This window comes from Limnohabitans sp., from assembly GCF_036804465.1.
GTDB lineage: Bacteria > Pseudomonadota > Gammaproteobacteria > Burkholderiales > Burkholderiaceae_C > Limnohabitans.
Window position 1 is genome coordinate 82,367 of sequence record NZ_DAIRSK010000007.1, and the last position, 17,572, is coordinate 99,938.

General features: G+C 57.5%; 13 protein-coding genes. 8 read left to right on the forward strand and 5 right to left on the reverse strand.

Going from position 1 to position 17,572, the window contains the following annotated elements; all coding sequences use genetic code 11:
• Positions 1-112 precede the first annotated feature (112 nt).
• Entirely contained in the window at positions 113-1,621 is a 1,509-nt protein-coding gene (locus V7Q41_RS05425; protein ID WP_333843924.1) for an AMP nucleosidase, read from the reverse strand.
• A gap of 166 nt (positions 1,622-1,787) precedes the next feature.
• Between V7Q41_RS05425 and V7Q41_RS05430 the strand changes: the two genes are divergently transcribed.
• The 5 genes from V7Q41_RS05430 (at position 1,788) to V7Q41_RS05450 (ending at position 7,635) form a co-directional block, all read left to right on the forward strand.
• Positions 1,788-3,884, forward strand: a complete 2,097-nt coding sequence (locus V7Q41_RS05430; RefSeq protein WP_333843926.1) for a PhoX family protein — start codon at positions 1,788-1,790, stop codon at positions 3,882-3,884.
• Positions 3,885-4,029: 145 nt separating this feature from the next.
• Entirely contained in the window at positions 4,030-5,115 is a 1,086-nt protein-coding gene (locus V7Q41_RS05435) for a hypothetical protein (RefSeq protein ID WP_333843929.1), read from the forward strand.
• 16 nt (positions 5,116-5,131) lie between these two features.
• A complete protein-coding gene (locus V7Q41_RS05440) occupies positions 5,132-6,760 on the forward strand; it encodes a S8 family serine peptidase (protein WP_333843931.1) in 1,629 nt (542 codons plus the stop codon).
• Positions 6,761-6,954: 194 nt separating this feature from the next.
• On the forward strand, positions 6,955-7,212 hold the full coding sequence (locus V7Q41_RS05445; protein WP_333843934.1) for a type II toxin-antitoxin system Phd/YefM family antitoxin: 258 nt from the start codon (positions 6,955-6,957) through the stop codon (positions 7,210-7,212).
• A gap of 6 nt (positions 7,213-7,218) precedes the next feature.
• Complete coding sequence (locus V7Q41_RS05450; protein WP_333843937.1) at positions 7,219-7,635, forward strand: type II toxin-antitoxin system VapC family toxin; 417 nt, start codon at positions 7,219-7,221, stop codon at positions 7,633-7,635.
• Between the two features lie 13 nt (positions 7,636-7,648).
• Here V7Q41_RS05450 and icmF read toward each other — a convergent pair whose 3' ends face one another.
• The 4 genes from icmF to V7Q41_RS05470 all read right to left on the reverse strand — a co-directional run bounded on the left by icmF (position 7,649) and on the right by V7Q41_RS05470 (position 14,861).
• Positions 7,649-10,942 carry a fused isobutyryl-CoA mutase/GTPase IcmF gene (gene icmF, locus V7Q41_RS05455; protein ID WP_333843939.1) on the reverse strand — a complete coding sequence of 1,098 codons (3,294 nt, stop codon included), beginning with the start codon at positions 10,940-10,942 and terminating at the stop codon, positions 7,649-7,651.
• 178 nt (positions 10,943-11,120) lie between these two features.
• Positions 11,121-13,031, reverse strand: a complete 1,911-nt coding sequence (locus tag V7Q41_RS05460) for a TRAP transporter large permease (protein WP_333843942.1) — start codon at positions 13,029-13,031, stop codon at positions 11,121-11,123.
• On the reverse strand, positions 13,028-13,654 hold the full coding sequence (locus V7Q41_RS05465) for a TRAP transporter small permease subunit (RefSeq protein WP_333843944.1): 627 nt from the start codon (positions 13,652-13,654) through the stop codon (positions 13,028-13,030). The genes V7Q41_RS05460 and V7Q41_RS05465 overlap by 4 nt, the downstream gene beginning before the upstream one ends.
• 85 nt (positions 13,655-13,739) lie before the next feature.
• The gene (locus V7Q41_RS05470; RefSeq protein WP_333843946.1) at positions 13,740-14,861 is read right to left on the reverse strand and encodes a TRAP transporter substrate-binding protein; all 1,122 of its coding nucleotides are present in this window, start codon (positions 14,859-14,861) and stop codon (positions 13,740-13,742) included.
• Between the two features lie 175 nt (positions 14,862-15,036).
• Here V7Q41_RS05470 and V7Q41_RS05475 point away from each other — a divergent pair, with 175 nt between their 5' ends.
• From V7Q41_RS05475 to V7Q41_RS05485, 3 genes are all read left to right on the forward strand, one after another.
• Positions 15,037-15,438, forward strand: coding sequence for a rhodanese-like domain-containing protein (locus V7Q41_RS05475; protein ID WP_333843949.1), 402 nt, complete (start codon positions 15,037-15,039; stop codon positions 15,436-15,438).
• An 11-nt stretch (positions 15,439-15,449) separates the two neighbouring features.
• Positions 15,450-16,256 carry a type III pantothenate kinase gene (locus V7Q41_RS05480; protein ID WP_333843951.1) on the forward strand — a complete coding sequence of 269 codons (807 nt, stop codon included), beginning with the start codon at positions 15,450-15,452 and terminating at the stop codon, positions 16,254-16,256.
• A 73-nt stretch (positions 16,257-16,329) separates the two neighbouring features.
• Positions 16,330-17,514 carry a M20 aminoacylase family protein gene (locus tag V7Q41_RS05485; RefSeq protein ID WP_333843953.1) on the forward strand — a complete coding sequence of 395 codons (1,185 nt, stop codon included), beginning with the start codon at positions 16,330-16,332 and terminating at the stop codon, positions 17,512-17,514.
• The last annotated feature ends 58 nt before the right edge of the window (positions 17,515-17,572 follow it).

Below are 17,572 nucleotides of genomic sequence, written 5' to 3' on the forward strand. Positions count from 1 at the left end.
ATGAAAGGTTTAACGAATCAGTGAACGATCATTGACCGGTTGGCTTAAAGCCGAAGAACTCCAAGTAATACGTCGTTAGGACGCGTTTTTTAAGTCGCAGTTGTCACAATGTTTATTGAAACGCCACCTCGGCAAAGCTGCGCAACTTGCGGCTGTGCAATTGCGCTGGTCCTTGTTGACGCAGCAACTCGATGGCCCGCATGCCAATGCGCAGGTGTTGGTCTACGCGTTCGCGGTAGAAGTGGTTGGCCATGCCAGGCAGTTTGATCTCGCCATGCAGCGGTTTGTCGCTCACACAGAGCAATGTCCCGTAAGGAACACGAAACCTAAATCCGTTGGCTGCAATCGTGGCACTCTCCATGTCCAGGGCCACGGCACGACTTTGGCTGAAGCGGCGTTGGGGCGTGCTGGCCACATTGCTGGTGGGCAGCAGTTCCCAGTTGCGGTTGTCGGTGCTGGCCACGGTGCCTGTGCGCAAGATGCGTTTGAGCTCTGGGCCAACGCATTGCGTCACGTCTTTCACGGCTTGCTCGAGCGCCACCTGTATTTCGGCCAAGGCGGGGATGGGCACCCACAGCGGCAGCTCTTCGTCCAGCACATGGTCTTCGCGCACATAGGCATGGGCCAGCACGTAGTCGCCCAGTTGCTGGGTGGTGCGCAGGCCCGCGCAGTGACCCACCATCAGCCACGCATGCGGGCGCAGCACGGCAATGTGGTCGGTGATGTTTTTGGCGTTGGCCGGGCCCACGCCAATGTTGACCATGGTGATGCCGCTGTGCCCTTCGCGCACCAAGTGGTAGCCGGGCATTTGCGGCAAGCGAAGAGGGGCAACGCCCTTCGCTTCATTGGCTTGTGCAGCTAAACCTGCACGGCGGGTGACCACATTGCCCGGCTCCACAAAGGCCGTGTAAGGGCTGTCGGGGTTGGCCATCTCGGCGCGGCCCAGCGCGATGAACTCGTCAATATAAAACTGGTAATTCGTGAACAACACATAGTTTTGAAAATGCGAGGGGCTGGTGCCTGTGTAGTGGCGCAAGCGGTGCAGCGAGTAGTCGGTGCGCGCCGCGGTAAACAGCGACAGCGGTTGGGGCTGGCCGTTTGCCCCGCGCCACGTGCCGTTGGCAATGCTGTCGTCCATCGCCGTCAGGTCGGGCAGGTCAAACACGTCGCGCATGCGGGCGCGGCGTGCGGCGCTCATTTCGCCTTCCATGTGCTCGTTTTCTGCAAATGAAAAATGCACCGGCATCGGGTCTTTGCTGGTGCCTACTTCCAAGCGCACGCCGTGGTTGCGTATCAGCAGGTCAAACTGCGTCAGCAAATAGGGCGCAAACAGATCGGGGCGGGTAAGGGTAGAGGCATAGGCTCCGGCGCTGGCCACAAAACCGTAGCTCAAAGGCTCGTGGTCGGTGTCGTGCGGCGGCGCCCAATCGGTGGCCGTTTCGATGCGTACATAGGGGTAACAGGCGCGCACGCGGTCTTGCATGTTGTCGCCCGCTACAAAGCGCTGCATGGACTGTCGCAAGTGCGACACGCTTTGCTCGTAGATCGCTTGCACGCGGGCCAGCGCAGCCTCGGCTGAATCAAAGAATTCGGGGGCCATAAAGGGAATGGGGTTTTGCATGCGTGCATTGTGCACCCGCTTGTTTACTAGGGGGATGAAGGATATGGCAATAAGAAAAAGAGCCCTTATTTTCTAAAAGCCTTTTGGATTTCTAAGGTGTTTGCAGCGACTTATTTTCGAAATATTAGTCTTCAAAACTACGGCTCTTATCAACAGGAGTGGAACTATGTCCAGCTTATTTAAAAACCATGATGATGGTGTATCTAACAACTCAGCCAACGATCATTTGCATGATTTGATCGAGCGCGAAATCGTTCGTGACCCCAGCCGACGCAATATGCTGAAGTCTGGCGCGGCTTTGGGTTTGCTGGGTATTTTTGGCAGCGCCATGACGGCCTGCGGTGGTGGAGGTGCTGCAGCTGTGCCCGCGCCTGGCACCATTGGATTCAAGGGTCTCCCGATCAGCACGGGTGATACCGTCATCGTGCCCGAAGGTTATACCGCCGATGTGATGTACCGCTGGGGCGATCCCATCTTGCCTGGCGTCCCCGCTTTTAAGGGCGATGCCAGTGAGGGCTGGGAGCTGCAAGAGCAGCAGGCGGGTGACAACCACGACGGCATTAACTTTTTTCCCTTCCCTGGCACCGATGGCAACAGCCGCGGTCTCTTGGCTATAAACCACGAGTACATCAACCCAGAGTACATACACACTGTGGCTAACTTTGGACGCAACGACCTCTTGGCCGTTACCAAAAAGGAACAGGCTGCCGTGGGCGTGTCGGTCATTGAAGTCATGCGCAATGCTGCTGGTAAGTGGGAGTATGTGAAGACCTCTCCTTACAACCGCCGCATCACCGGTTACACACCTGTTGCCATCACTGGCCCGGCTGCTGGTCATGCTTTGATGAAGACCGCTGCCGACCCAGCAGGTACTGAGGTTTTGGGCACGCTCGGCAACTGCGGCGCTGGCCAGACACCTTGGGGCACATACATTACCGCGGAAGAGAACTTCAACGGTGCCTTTGGTTCTGAAACAGCCGTGACCACCAACGACTTGCAAAAACGTTATGGCGTAGCCAGCACCAACTCTTACAACAACTGGCACAAGAGCGATTCTCGCTTTGATATCAATGTCAACCCCAACGAACCTAACCGACACGGCTGGATTGTGGAGATTGACCCGTATGCCCCCGCCAGCAAACCCAAGAAGCGCACCGCCTTGGGCCGTTTCAAGCACGAGAATGCCGAGTGCGTGCTGTCCAAAATGAACAAGGCCGTGGTGTATTCGGGCGACGACGAGCGCGGCGAGTACCTCTACAAATTCGTGTCGACTGGCACTTACAACGCTGCCGATAAGTCCAGCGGTGCCAACCTGTTGGACGCAGGCATTTTGTATGTGGCCAAATTTAATGCTGGCACGGTAACGGGCGACAACCAAGGCACTGGCGAATGGCTGGCCTTGGTGCATGGCCAAAACGGCTTGACCGCTGCGAACGGTTTTGCTGACCAAGCCGAGGTGATGATCAAGGCCCGCCAAGCCGCTGACCGTCTTGGCGCCACCATGATGGACCGCCCTGAGTGGGTAGCTGCCAACCGCACCAAATCAGGTGAGGTGTTCGTGGCTTGCACCAACAACAACCGCCGCGGCACGACCACAGCATCAGTGAACAACGTCAACGGTTCGACCACAGCGGGTTCCGCCCGCCCACCCGTGGACGAGGCCAACCCACGTGCTGCAAATGATTGGGGCCATGTGATCCGCATCAATGAAGCGGGTGAAGATGCTGCTGCCACCACCTTCATCTGGGACATCTATGTGATTGCTGGCAACCCAGAACTGACAGGTGACAAGAAGGGCTCTAGCTTCATTGACGCTAGCAACACCTTCAATTCGCCAGACGGCATCCAGGTCGACCCAGAAGGCCGTTTGTGGATCCAATCTGACGGCGCTTATCAAAACACTGGCAACTACGTGAACCAAGGCAACAACCAGATGCTGGTGGCAGACTTGGCAACCAAGAAAATCACCCGCTTCTTGGTGGGCCCTGATGCTTGCGAAGTTACGGGCGTGTGTTGGACGCCTGATGCGCGGACCATGTTCATCAACATTCAGCACCCTGGTGAAATTGCAAGTTCGACCACTAACGTGCACCCCCGTGCGCCCGCTGCTTGGAAGGCATTGGCCACTGAAGCCGAGAAGCTTGCTTGGGCCAATGCCAACCCGACAGTCTTCTCCAAGTGGCCCGATGGCGCCTCTGGCGGTCGCCCACGTGCTGCCACGGTCGTCATTCGCAAGAACGACGGTGGCGTGATCGGTACCTGATGTCCAAAGCACCGGTTGGCTTGCCAACATGGTGTTGTTGACTTTGATTGGGCCACCCTCGGGGTGGCCCTTTTTTTAACTTCACCCCTGCAGGGATGTGCTTGCACCTCGCATTCATTTGCATTACTTCAAAGGGCCATAAGCGATGTCTTCGATATTTCAACGCCTTGCCGCAAGCCGTTTGCTGGCTGCCGCATTGACCCTGTGCTTGGCAGCTTGTGGTGGTGGTGGCGGCGGCGGTGAAGCTAGCCCATCAGCTTCTAACACGGGGGCGGGCCAAGACATGGCCATTACGCCACCAGCACCTGAGAGAGTCGTTCGATTCCTAGCCAAACCTGTGCTGTCTTTCACCGACACGGGCTTGAGTGTGACCGACGGCACGACCCGCATCGGTGCTTGGCGTGTGAACAGTCCTGAGAACTGGGAGTTTTCTTTTGACAGGGGGGCCACATGGATTCGAGGCCAAGGTGATAACTTCAATGTGGAGGGCGATGGTGCCAAAACCATCTGGGTACGCGCCTTTGACAACATGGGCAACACCTCAGAGATCGAGATGGTCAGTTGCGTGCTCGACACCATGCCGCCAGCCGCTGTTCAAGCGGCCGTGGAGACCCAAGACCAGACCCGATTGGTGAAGGTTTCTGGTGTTGAAAACCAAGGACAGTGGGAATACTCCTTGGATGACACGCGCACTTGGCTCACAGGCACTGGAGACAGCCTGGCCCTGATGGGCAACGCCTTGACCGTGGTTTGGTTGCGGCAAGTGGACTTGGCAGGTAACCGGTCGCCTTTGGAGCGGGTCAACCTTTTTGAGCCCGACAGCCCGACTTGGCATGAGGCTTCAGTTAACCCTTTGCAGCCCAGCGTGCTGTCTTTGCAGCAGGCCAAGACGACGGTGATACATGGTTCCGTGGTGGAGGGGGATCTTGACTTCATCCGCTGGGATATCCCGGTCGGTCAGCGTCTACAAAGCTTGCGGCTGGTTCACTACGTTTCGCCCGACCCGATTGCTTTCTATGCCTTGCAACGCGCTGCGGTCTTTGATGCGGGTTACGATGTCAAACGCATGTTGGTTTACGGCCATATGGGGCCGAAAGACTTGAACCGCAACGTGCTGCAGGACGTAGATGCCAATCAATTGTCTGCGGGTCCCATGACACTGTGGTTCCAACAAACTGGCTCTCAAGCCACGGTATATGCCATCGAGCTTGTTTTTCAAACCTTGCAATGAGCGCGTGAAAACGGGCATGACCAGTGTGTTGCTGGCGGGCCTGCTGTCGGGCTGCGGTGGTGGAGGAGGTGGTGGTGGTGGTGGGGACGCGCAGGCTTTGGGGCCTGCACCCGTCGTGCCGTTGGTCACGCCAGGCCCAGACCCTTTGCTTGAGCGCCAATGGCATTTGTTCAATACAGGGCAAAGTGGTGGTGTGCCTGGCATGGATATTGGTTTGCAAGGCGTCAGAGAAACGGGACGTGGTGTGCTGATGGCCTTTGTGGATGGCGCGGTGCAACTGAACCACCCTGATTTGGTGGCCAATGTGTTCACCCTCAACGGCAAGCTGCCCGCCCTTGATCCCTCTCCACCGCCTGCACCTCCCAGCGCAACTTACAACCCCAACGCGGGTCAATGGGACGATGCACATGGCACGGCAGTGGTAGGCATTGCTGTGGCGAGCGCCAACAACAGTTTGGGCGGGCGGGGTGTGGCGCCCGAGTCTAAATTTGTGGCCTACAACGGTGTTGTCACTGGGTTGGTGGCTTCGACCTTACGCTCAGCCATTGACCTCGGTGCCGACATTGTCAACAACAGTTGGGGCACTCTTGACTCTTCCAGCGGACAGGCCAGCTATCAAGGCAGCGACCCCGCTTGGCGCGATGCCATGACCCATGCGCTCGGACAAGGCAGACGGGGTCGCGGCACGGTGGTGGTGTTTGCAGCAGGCAACGGCGGCCTGAATGAAGACACGAACCGCGATGGTTATGTCAATCACCCAGGCGTGTTGGCCGTGGGGGCGGTGGATCACCGCGGCCGTCCATCGTCGTATGCCGAGCCTGGTGCCAATGTCTTGATCAGTGCGCCCTCAATGAGCCTTTTGCGCCGCACCGATGCTGGGGCTGACATTTGGACCACCGACATTGCCGGCCCGCGTGGCTTGGCGGCTGGGGCACTGCCAGAAAATGCAGACTATGCTGGGTTTGCGGGGGGTACATCCGCCGCAGCGCCCATGGTGTCGGGTGTGGTGGCGTTGATGCTGGAGGCCAACCCGTTGCTGGGTTGGCGCGATGTGCGATGGCTGCTGGCGCGTTCGGCACGCCCAGCTGATTTGACCCCAGAGCAGGCCGAACCCTCCGTCATGAATGCGCATGGGTTTCATCCGCGGGTTGGTTTTGGTCGTGTGCATGCCGGTGACGCGGTTTCAGCGGCGCGCAACTTTGCTGGCCTCTCTGCAGAGCGTCGTTGCGACAGCGGGCTGCAGACCGTTGACCAAGCGATCGGCGACAGTCCTGCGCCTGCGCTGATCACCACGACCCAGTTTGAGGGCTGCGATCTGAAGATTGTGGAGTCTGTCCAACTCACGCTGGAAGTTGACCATGCGTATGTTGCCGATCTGGACGTGCTTCTGGTTTCACCCTCTGGCACGCGCAGCCAACTTGCCAAACCGCACTCCTGCCCTGCCAGTGTGTCCGGGCCTTGTGGCGACTTATCGCGTGGATGGACTTTTCACAGCGTTCGACACATGGGCGAGAGCCTTCGAGGTTCGGTGCAAAACGCATCTCTGGGACAACTGCAACAGGGTTGGCAGATCCAGCTTAAAGACGCACAAGCAGGCGACACCGGGCGCTGGCGCACTTGGCGCTTGGTCATCACCGGGCATTGATCGCCGACTGATTTCGCGGCGATATCCTTGCAAAATTAACATGGCATATTAAAAATACAAGGAAAAATTAATTCACATATTGCGTCGGTACTGCCCACCCACCTCAAACAAGGCGTGGGTAGAGCGTTGACATAACAAACAAAGCATTTATAAAATAGTCAGCAAACTAGTCAGATCAAATCGAAAGGCTTCCCATGCACACATGGCCCGTACAAGATGCCAAGGCGCGATTCAGCGAATTCCTCACGGCTTGCCTGACCGAAGGCCCTCAAATGGTGACCAAGCGCGGCGCCGAGGCAGCTGTGTTGGTTCCATTGCGGGAGTGGCAGCGTTTGCAGGCCGTGGTTCGGCCAAGCCTCAAGCAGTTGCTGCTGCAAAAAGATACGCGCACCACGGAGTTGGTGGCACTGCGTGGCCTGGCAAAGCGGCGCAAGCCACAAACGCTGGGCTGATGCCGCATGTATTTACTCGATACCCATGTGGTTTCAGAGTTGCGCAAACCTCGTCCACATGGCGCGGTGCTGGCTTGGATCACTGCGGTGGACGATGCCGATCTGCACCTGAGCGCTGTTACGCTCGGCGAAATCCAAGCGGGCATAGAGTTGACCCGAGATCAAAACTTAGACAAGGCAAAAGAAATTGAGCGCTGGTTAGACCAACTGGCTGGCGCTTACAACATCTTGCCCATGGATGCGGCGGTGTTTCGCCAATGGGCCAAGCTGATGCACCGCCAATCAGACACGCTGTATGAAGACGCCATGATCGCCGCCACCGCACACGTTCACCGATTGACGGTGGTGACGCGCAATGTGGCCGATTTCAAAACATTTGGGGTCAAGCTGCTCAACCCTTTTCTGCCGCAAAAGGGTGCGTGAGTCACGCCCCTGTTTACATATTCCGTCGGTACTGCCCACCTACCTCAAACAAGGCGTGGGTGATTTGCCCCAGTGAACACACGCGCACCGCGTCCATCAACACTTCAAACACGTTGGCGTTGTCAATCACCGCTTGTTGCAGGCGTTTGATTTGCTCGGCGGCTTCCACTTGGTGAAGGGCGTGGAAGTCTTGCAAACGCTTCAACTGCGACTGCTTTTCTTCTTCCGTTGAGCGGGCCAACTCCAGCTTGTCCATCACCTGCTCGCCGTGCGGGTTGCGGAAGGTGTTGACACCGATGATGGGCAGCTCGCCGGTGTGCTTGAGCATTTCGTAGGTCATCGATTCGTCTTGAATCTTGCCGCGTTGGTAGCCCGTCTCCATCGCGCCCAGCACGCCGCCGCGCTCGGCAATGCGCTCAAACTCAGCCAACACGGCTTCTTCCACCAACTCGGTCAGGTCTTCGATGATGAAGGCGCCTTGGCTGGGGTTTTCGTTTTTGGCCAAACCCCACTCGCGGTTGATGATGAGCTGAATCGCCATGGCGCGGCGCACCGAGTCTTCGGTGGGCGTGGTGATGGCCTCGTCAAATGCATTGGTGTGCAGGCTGTTGCAGTTGTCGTAAATCGCAATCAGCGCTTGCAGCGTGGTGCGGATGTCGTTGAACTGAATCTCTTGCGCATGCAGCGAACGGCCCGAGGTTTGGATGTGGTACTTGAGCTTTTGGCTGCGCTCGTTCGCGCCGTACTTTTCTTTCATGGCCACGGCCCAAATGCGGCGCGCCACGCGGCCCATCACGGTGTACTCGGGGTCCATGCCGTTGCTGAAGAAAAAGCTCAGGTTGGGCGCAAAGTCGTCAATGTGCATGCCCCGCGCCAAGTAGGCTTCTACAAAGGTGAAGCCGTTGGACAGCGTGAACGCCAGTTGCGAAATCGGGTTCGCGCCCGCTTCGGCAATGTGATAGCCGCTGATCGACACGCTGTAGAAGTTGCGCACTTGGTTGTGCACAAAGTACTGCGCGATGTCGCCCATCACCTTGAGGCTGAATTCGGTGGAGAAGAGGCAGGTGTTTTGCCCTTGGTCTTCTTTCAAAATATCGGCTTGCACCGTGCCGCGCACGTTTTGCATCACCCACGCTTTGATGTCGGCGGCTTCGGCTTCGGTCGGGGCGCGGCCTTTGTCGGCCTTGAACTTGTCCAGGTTTTGGTCGATGGCGGTGTTCATGAACATGGCCAAGATGGACGGCGCTGGCCCGTTGATGGTCATCGACACGCTGGTGGTGGGGTTGCACAAATCAAACCCGTCGTAGAGCACCTTCATGTCGTCGAGCGTGGCCACGTTGACGCCCGAGTTGCCCACTTTGCCGTAAATGTCGGGCCGCAAATCGGGGTCGTTGCCGTACAGCGTGACCGAGTCAAATGCGGTGGACAGGCGCTTGGCAGGCAGGCCTTCGCTCACCAGCTTGAAGCGGCGGTTGGTGCGAAACGGGTCGCCTTCACCGGCAAACATGCGGGTGGGGTCTTCGCCCTCGCGCTTGAATAAAAAGGTGCCAGCGGTGTAGGGGTAGCTGCCGGGCACGTTGTCGAGCATGAGCCATTTCAAAATTTCGCCATGGTCTTCGTAGGTGGGCAGCGCCACTTTGCGAACCACGGTGCCGCTCAGGCTCTTGGTGGTGAGTGCGGTGCGAATTTCTTTGTCGCGAATCTTCACCACATACTCGTCGCCTGCGTAGGCGGCTTGCAGGGCTGGCCATTGGGCCAAGAGCTTGCGTTCGGCGGCGCCTAGGTTTTCTTCACGCGCAAAGGCCAAGTCGATGGCCGCCTCGGATGCTTTGGCGCGGCCCGGTTTGTCTTCGGACAACATGCGTGCGGCTTCGCGCAGTTGTTGAATTTCGCGGGCCAGTTGGGCCTGTGTGCGTGCGCGTTTTTTGTAGCCGCGCACGGTGTCGGTGATCTCGGCCAAATAGCGTGTACGTGCCGCGGGCACGATGGGCGTTTGGTTGCTGCTGTGGCGCACATCCACACGCGGCAAAAAGCCTTCTTTGAAGCTCATGCCCAGCTCGGCCAATCGGCCTTTGAGGGCTTGGTACAGCGCGGTCACGCCGTCGTCGTTGAAGCGGGCGGCCATGGTGCCAAACACGGGCATTTGTTCGGTGGGGGTATTCCACGCTTCTTGGTTGCGCTGCACTTGCTTGGCCACATCGCGCAGCGCGTCGCTGGCGCCTTTGCGGTCAAACTTGTTGATGGCCACAAACTCGGCAAAGTCGAGCATGTCGATTTTTTCCAGCTGGCTGGCCGCGCCAAACTCGGGCGTCATCACATACATGGGCACGTCCACATGCGGCACGATGGCGGCGTCGCCTTGGCCAATGCCCGAGGTCTCCACAATGATCAGGTCGAACCCTGCGCACTTGGTGGCGGCCAACACATCGGGCAAAGCCGCGCTGATTTCGCTGCCAAAGTCGCGTGTGGCGAGTGAACGCATGAACACGCGCTGGCCACTGCGCCAAGGTGAAATCGCGTTCATGCGAATGCGGTCGCCCAGCAAGGCGCCACCGCTCTTGCGGCGTGAGGGGTCAATCGAGATGACAGCAATGCGCAGCGCATCGCCTTGGTCCAAACGGATGCGGCGCACCAGCTCGTCGGTGAGCGACGATTTACCCGCACCACCTGTACCAGTGATCCCAAGCACCGGCACTTTGTGGTGGAGGGACTCTTGGCGCACAGCGTCGACCAACTTGGCATCTGCGTTTGCGTTCTCTAGCGCGGTGATGAGTTGCGCCAATTTGCGCCACGCCATTTCGTCGTGGCCTTGAATCTCCTTCACAGAAGAGGGCGCGTAGCGCGACAGGTCTGTGTCGCAGCGCATGATCATCTCGCCAATCATGCCTTGCAGGCCCATCTTCTGGCCGTCTTCTGGGCTGTAAATGCGGGTCACGCCATAGGCTTGCAGCTCGCGAATTTCGGGCGGCACGATCACGCCGCCGCCGCCGCCAAACACTTGGATGTGTTCGCCACCGCGCGCGCGCAGCAAATCGACCATGTACTTGAAATACTCCACATGGCCGCCTTGGTACGAGCTGATGGCAATGCCTTGCACGTCTTCTTGCAGCGCGGCCGTCACGACCTCGTCCACCGAGCGGTTGTGGCCCAAGTGAATCACCTCGGCGCCCATGCCTTGCAAGATGCGGCGCATGATGTTGATGGCCGCGTCGTGGCCGTCAAACAAAGAGGCGGCCGTGACGAAGCGCACTTTTTGCGTGGGCTTGTAGTTGGCCAGGGCTTGGAATTCGGCGGACAGGTCAGTCATGGAATGCTCCGAGAAAACGGCAATGAAAACGCAGCTGATGACTTACGTTTACGTAAACGTCAATCATAGCAACTTGCCAGCGTGTGTGAAGAGGAATTGCCCTAATACAAACACAAAGCGCCCAAGAAAAAAGCCGCAGGCCAAAAGGCGCTGCGGCTTTGCGTGGTGCTAAAAATGCTTATTTGTAAAGCACGCTAGGTAGCCACATGCCAATTGCTGGGAACATGTACAGCAAGAAGATGGCAAACACTTGGATGCCCATAAACGGCAGCATGCCTGCAAAGATCTGGTTCAGCGTCACATGTGGAGGGCTCACGCCCTTCAAGTAAAACGCTGCCATCGCCACGGGTGGGCTCAAGAACGCAGTTTGCAAGTTCAGCGCCACCAACAAGCCAAAGAACAGCGGGTCGATGTTGAAGTGCGGCAGCAACGGGATAAAGATGGGCATGAAAATCACAATGATCTCCGTCCACTCCAACGGCCAACCCAGCAAGAAGATGACCACTTGCGCCAAGATCATGAACTGGGTGGGCGTCAGATCCATGCCCAGCACCCAGGAGTTGATCAAGTCTTGTCCGCCCAACAGCGCAAACGCTGCCGAGAAGATGCTGGAGCCCACAAACAGCCAACACACCATGGCGCTGGTTTTGGCGGTCAGGTACACCGATTCGCGCATCACCGTCATGTTGAGACGCCGGTAAGCGCCGGCCAGCAACAAACCGCCCATCGATCCCATGGCCGCGGCCTCAGTCGGGGTGGCCAAACCAAACACGATGGTGCCGAGCACCGCCAAAATCATAATGGCCAGTGGGAAGAACGAGCCCAGCAACATCTTGAAAATCTCAAGACGCACAAAGCTGAAGTAAGAATAGAAGATGGCCAAGGCCACCGCCACGCTGACCAAGCCAATCCAGAAGGTGGCTGGGGCATCTAAGCGTTCTTGCGGGGCCGCTGGCTCGGCAGGGGCAGCTTGTGCAGCAGCAGGTGCATCGACAGCCACTTTGGCCGCAGGTTCGTCCGTGCCGGGAGGGGCTTGCAAATCGCCAGGCTCAGCTACATCGCCGGCTTCTGCTTCGGGGGCTGGATCTTCAAAACCGCCACCCATCGAGACAACACCTTGCATATCTTCCAACGGTGCGGGGGCCGTGACTGACATGAAGATGGCGCCCATGATCACCACAGCAGAAACAGCTGGCAGCAAAGCAATGCCCAGTTGCTTGAGCAGTTCATTCATGGGCACCGCAGCGTTGCGCTTGCCCTTGATGGCACCAATCAAACCGGGCAACACTTTGTCGCTGATGGTGATGGACACTTCATGTGCCACAGGAGGCAGCGGCACATAGCGGTCTTCAGCCGACATGGGGGGGGCCAAATGCGGCTTGAGCTTGGCAATGATGATCACGTAGGCTACATACAAAGTCGCCAGCATGATGCCGGGGAAGAAAGCGCCCGCATACAGCTTGACCACCGACACACCAGCAGTCGCACCGTAAACAATCAGCATCACGGAAGGCGGAATCAAAATACCCAAGCAACCACCCGCAGTGATGGCACCCGCTGACAGCTGCACGCTGTAACCCGCACGCAACATGGCGGGCAGGGCCAGCAGGCCCATCAAGGTCACCACAGCGCCCACAATGCCGGTGGCAGTGGCGAAGATCGCGCATGTCACGATGGTCGCAACCGCCAAAGAGCCAGGCACACGCGCGGCAGCCAAGTGCATGCTCTTGAACAGTTTTTCAATCAGGTTGGCGCGTTCAATGAGGTAGCCCATGAACACAAACAGCGGAATTGAAATCAACACATCGTTGGACATCACTGAGTAGGTGCGTTGCACCATCAAGTCCAAAGTTTGCGTGACCGCAAGCTCCGGGTTTTGGCTTTTATAAGCCAACCACGCGAAGATCATGCCCATGCCCATCAGGGTAAAGGCAGTGGGAAAGCCCAACATGATGGCCACCACCACCAACGCCAACATCAACAAGCCCAGGTGGCCATTGGCCATTTCTGAGACGGGCGGTAGCAAAACAAAGGCCGCTAAGACGACCATGGCCATGATGCTCAGGCCAAACCATATTTCTTTTTTCATTTGTGTGTTCCCTTACCACCCACGACGTAAGCGTCGAGTTTGGCGATGTCTTCGTCTTTCACGTTGACCATTTCTTTGAGTTTTTCAACGTCCACCTCGTCCACGTCGTCACCGCGTTTGGGCCACTCACCGGTTTGCAGGCAAATCACGCAACGCACAATCTCTACCAAACCCTGCAACAACAAAAGAAATCCGGCAATCGGAATGATGGTTTTAAATGGGTAGACAGGCGGGCCATTCGCAGTCACGTTGGAATGCTCATTGATGGCCCAAGATTCGCCTGCATAGATGTAACCCGCCCATGCCAAAGCCACGATGCCTGGGATGAAAAAAACGAAGTACAGGGTCAAGTCAAAGCCAGCTTGCAAACGTGGTGTGAAAAAGCCATACAAGACGTCGCCACGCACGTGGCCGTTTTTGGACAATGTGTAGGCGCCGGCCATCATGAAGAGAGAGCCGTACATCATGCTCATGACGTCAAAGGCCCAAGGGTGCGGGTTGTCAAATGCGTAGCGCGAGATCACCTCCCATGTGATCATGAGCGTGAGCACGAGAATGAGCCAAGAAAAAGCTTGGCCAACTTGCGTGCTGATTTTGTCGATGGTGAGTAATAGTTTTTGCATGTTCTGCTGACTTAAATAAATCAGCCATCCGAACGAGTTCGGATGGCTGACAAAAAACGCAATCGCTCGCGAGAGCGACCGTATTTTAGGCCTTCTTCGCGCCGAAGAAGTGGTTCACCGCCATGCGACGGCTGATGTTGGTGTCTTGGTCCCACTTCACAGCGCGTTGTGCAAACGCTTTTTGTGATGCCACGATCTCTTTGAACAGTGGGTTCTCAGCAGACTTCTTCTCCAAAATTTCAGACCAAATTTTGAGTTGGTCTTGCAAGATGGCGTCAGGCGTTTTGTAGAACTTGACCTTGTCTTTGGTTTGCAACTCGATGTAGTCTTTCGAGTAACGGTCTACTGCTTTCCAAGACATATCAGCCGATGCGGCTTCTGTTGCGCCGGCAATCACAGCCTTCATCTTGTTTGGCAGAGCGTCGTACTTGGTCTTGTTGAACATGATCTCAAACGTCTCAGCGCTTTGGTGGTAGCTTTGCAACATGCACACCTTGGACACGTCTGGGAAGCCCAAGATGCGGTCGGATGTGGCGTTGTTGAACTCAGCACCGTCCAGCAAACCGCGGTCCATCGCTGGCACGATCTCGCCGCCTGGCAAAGCGTTCACCGCAGCGCCCATGGCGGTGAACAAGTCAATGGCCAAACCGTTGGTACGGAACTTCAAGCCTTTGAAATCAGCCGACTTGGTGATTGGCTTTTTGAACCAGCCCAAAGGTTGAGTGGTCATGGGGCCGTACAAGAACGATTGCACGTTGCCGCCGATCGAGGCGTACAACTTGGCCAACAGCTCTGCGCCGCCGCCGTACTTGTGCCATGCCAACACCATGTTGGCGTCCATGCCAAACGCTGGGCCTGAGTTCCACAGAGCCAAAGCGTTTTGCTTGCCGTAGTGGTAGCCCAACACACCGTGGCCGCCGTCCAACGTGCCCTTAGACACCGCTTCGAGCAAACCAAAGGCTGGCACCACAGAACCTGCGGGCAACACTTCGATCTTCAGGTCGCCACCTGTCATGTCATTGACTTTTTGTGCATAGTCAGTTGCGTACTCATGGAAGATGTCCTTAGCGGGCCAAGTGCTCTGCCAACGCATGCTGATGGGGCCGGTTTGGGCCACAACCATGGGTGCAGCTGCTACGCCGGCGGCTGCGGCTGCAGCGCCTTTCAGTACATTGCGGCGAGCCGTGGTTTTTTTGATTTCTGTCATGAAGGAAGTCTCCTAAGTTTTGTCAAAGACATGAATGGGGAGTAGGGATTCTGATCGTCGTGGCCAAATTTTCCACAAGGGTTTCCCCTGAAGCTCTGTTCAATTGCCAGAAACTTTGTCTCCTTGGGGACGAGCCGCTTCTATACTGAGAACTTATTTCTTTCGCTTTATAAATATGAGCAACAACGAGCTGGGCTATGCAGGCGACATCACGCCTGACACAGCCAACGAATGGATGCAGTCAGGCGCGGCTGTGATGGTGGATGTGCGCAGCGAGGCCGAACTCGCTTGGGTGGGTTTTGTACCCGGCGCTGTGTCTGTGCCTTGGAAGCAATGGCCAAGCACCGCCATCAACCCCGCATTCGATGAAGCGGTCAAAGCCGCAGCCAAGGGTCAAAAAATTGTGTTGTTGTGCCGCAGCGGCGTGCGCTCCATTGCTGCAGCTCAGCGCGCCACCCAACTGGGCCTTGAGGCCTACAACATCCTTGAAGGCTTTGAGGGCGATGCCAATGCAGACGGCCATCGCGGCACCCTTGGCGGCTGGCGCATGCGCGGCTTGCCATGGCGTCAAAACTAATTCGCAGCGCTATGACATTTCTCGCACTCGATGTGGGCAACACCCGCCTCAAATGGGGCGTCTACAGCAGCCCCGCGCCCGGCGCAAAGCTGTTGACCAGCGGCGCAGTGTTTTTGGAAAACATAGACCGCTTGGCAGACGAAGACTGGCGCGAACTGCCAGAGCCCACGCACATGCTGGGCTGCATCGTGGCGGGCGAGGCCATTCGTCGCCGTGTGGAAGAACAAATGGAGCTGTGGGACATCACGCCCCACTGGGCCGTGTCCACTGCTGCAGAAGCTGGCGTGACCAACGGTTACGACTACCCCGCGCGTTTGGGCGCAGACCGCTGGGTCGCCATGATTGGGGCCAACGCACGCATGCGGGTGCAGAGCGGCAATGCACCCAAGCCCATGGTGGTGGTCATGGTCGGCACAGCCGTGACAGTCGAGGCCATCGATGCCAGTGGCAAGTTTTTGGGCGGCCTCATCTTGCCCGGCCACGGCATCATGCTGCGCGCGCTCGAGTCGGGCACTGCAGGCCTGCGCGTGCCCACGGGCGAGGTGTGCGCATTTCCCACCAACACCAGCGACGCGCTGACCAGCGGCGGCACCTTTGCCATTGCGGGCGCGGTCGAGCGCATGGTGCAGCATGTGCGCCAACACTGCGGGGCAGAACCCGCCTGCTACATGACGGGCGGCGCGGGTTGGAAGATGGCACCCAGCATGTCGGTGCAGTTTGAGCTGGTTGACTCGCTCATCTTTGATGGCTTACTAGAAATTGCGCAGCAGCGGCTGGCACATCACACCCCCTTGTTGAACTCGCGCTCCTTGTTTTGACTTTTATTGGCTGAAGTGCTTTGCGGGATAGCCCTGCGTGACAGAGGGTTGGCGCAGCGGCTAGACTCAAGTCATGAAAGTCCTTGATTCCCTTACCAAGCAAGCTTCCTCCATCACGGCCATTCGCCGCGACATTCATGCCCATCCCGAGTTGCGTTTTGAAGAAATTCGCACCGCCGACTTGGTGGCACAAAAACTCACCGAGTGGGGCATTCCCATCCATCGCGGCATGGGCACCACGGGCGTGGTGGGCATTTTGAAAAGCGGCAGCAGCGACCGCGCCATTGGCCTGCGCGCCGACATGGACGCTCTGCCCATGCAAGAGTTCAACCAATTCGCTCACGCCAGCCAACACGCGGGCAAGATGCACGCCTGCGGCCACGATGGCCATGTGGCCATGCTCTTGGCCGCGGCGCAGCACCTGTCCCAGCACCCAGACTTTGACGGCACCGTGTACTTCATTTTTCAGCCCGCTGAAGAGGGCGGCGGCGGCGCCCGCGAAATGATTCGCGATGGTTTGTTTGACAAATTCCCCATGCAAGCCGTCTACGGCATGCACAACTGGCCGGGCCTCAAAGAAGGCCAGTTCGCGCTCAGCCCAGGGCCCGTCATGGCGTCGAGCAACGAATTCAAAATCACCATCCACGGCAAAGGCTGCCACGCCGCATTGCCCCACAACGGCATTGACCCCGTCATGGTGGCCTGCCAAATGGTGCAAGCCTTTCAAACCATCATCAGCCGCAACAAAAAACCCGTCGATGCTGGCGTGATTTCGGTCACCATGATTCACACCGGCGAAGCCACCAACGTGGTACCCGATCAGTGCGAGCTGCAAGGCACCGTGCGCACCTTCAGCATCGAGGTGCTCGACATGATCGAGCAGCGCATGCGCGACGTGGCCGCGCACACCAGCGCCGCCTTTGGCGCTACCTGTACCTTTGAGTTTGTGCGCAACTACCCACCCACCATCAACCATGTGACGCAAGCCAACTTTGCACGCGCAGTCATGGCCGACATCGTGGGCGTTGACAACGTGGTGGCCCAAGAGCCCACCATGGGCGCAGAAGACTTTTCGTACATGTTGCAAGTCAAGCCTGGCGCCTACTGCTTCATCGGCAACGGCGACGGCGTACACCGCGAAATCGGCCACGGCGAAGGCCCGTGCACCCTGCACAACCCCAACTACGACTTCAACGACGCCCTCATCCCCCTTGGCGCCACCTATTGGGTCAAACTCGTAGAAGCCTCGCTCCGTTAATTGGTTAATTGGTTAATTGGTTAATTGGTTAATTGGTTAATTGGTTAATTGGTTAATT

Bases quoted from the DNA above. Each gene is read 5' to 3' on its own strand.
- V7Q41_RS05425 (WP_333843924.1), bottom strand. From the start codon at position 1,621: ATGCAAAACCCCATTCCCTTTATGGCCCCCGAATTCTTTGATTCAGCC.
- V7Q41_RS05430 (WP_333843926.1), top strand. From the start codon at position 1,788: ATGTCCAGCTTATTTAAAAACCATGATGATGGTGTATCTAACAACTCA.
- V7Q41_RS05435 (WP_333843929.1), top strand. From the start codon at position 4,030: ATGTCTTCGATATTTCAACGCCTTGCCGCAAGCCGTTTGCTGGCTGCC.
- V7Q41_RS05440 (WP_333843931.1), top strand. From the start codon at position 5,132: ATGACCAGTGTGTTGCTGGCGGGCCTGCTGTCGGGCTGCGGTGGTGGA.
- V7Q41_RS05445 (WP_333843934.1), top strand. From the start codon at position 6,955: ATGCACACATGGCCCGTACAAGATGCCAAGGCGCGATTCAGCGAATTC.
- V7Q41_RS05450 (WP_333843937.1), top strand. From the start codon at position 7,219: ATGTATTTACTCGATACCCATGTGGTTTCAGAGTTGCGCAAACCTCGT.
- icmF (WP_333843939.1), bottom strand. From the start codon at position 10,942: ATGACTGACCTGTCCGCCGAATTCCAAGCCCTGGCCAACTACAAGCCC.
- V7Q41_RS05460 (WP_333843942.1), bottom strand. From the start codon at position 13,031: ATGAAAAAAGAAATATGGTTTGGCCTGAGCATCATGGCCATGGTCGTC.
- V7Q41_RS05465 (WP_333843944.1), bottom strand. From the start codon at position 13,654: ATGCAAAAACTATTACTCACCATCGACAAAATCAGCACGCAAGTTGGC.
- V7Q41_RS05470 (WP_333843946.1), bottom strand. From the start codon at position 14,861: ATGACAGAAATCAAAAAAACCACGGCTCGCCGCAATGTACTGAAAGGC.
- V7Q41_RS05475 (WP_333843949.1), top strand. From the start codon at position 15,037: ATGAGCAACAACGAGCTGGGCTATGCAGGCGACATCACGCCTGACACA.
- V7Q41_RS05480 (WP_333843951.1), top strand. From the start codon at position 15,450: ATGACATTTCTCGCACTCGATGTGGGCAACACCCGCCTCAAATGGGGC.
- V7Q41_RS05485 (WP_333843953.1), top strand. From the start codon at position 16,330: ATGAAAGTCCTTGATTCCCTTACCAAGCAAGCTTCCTCCATCACGGCC.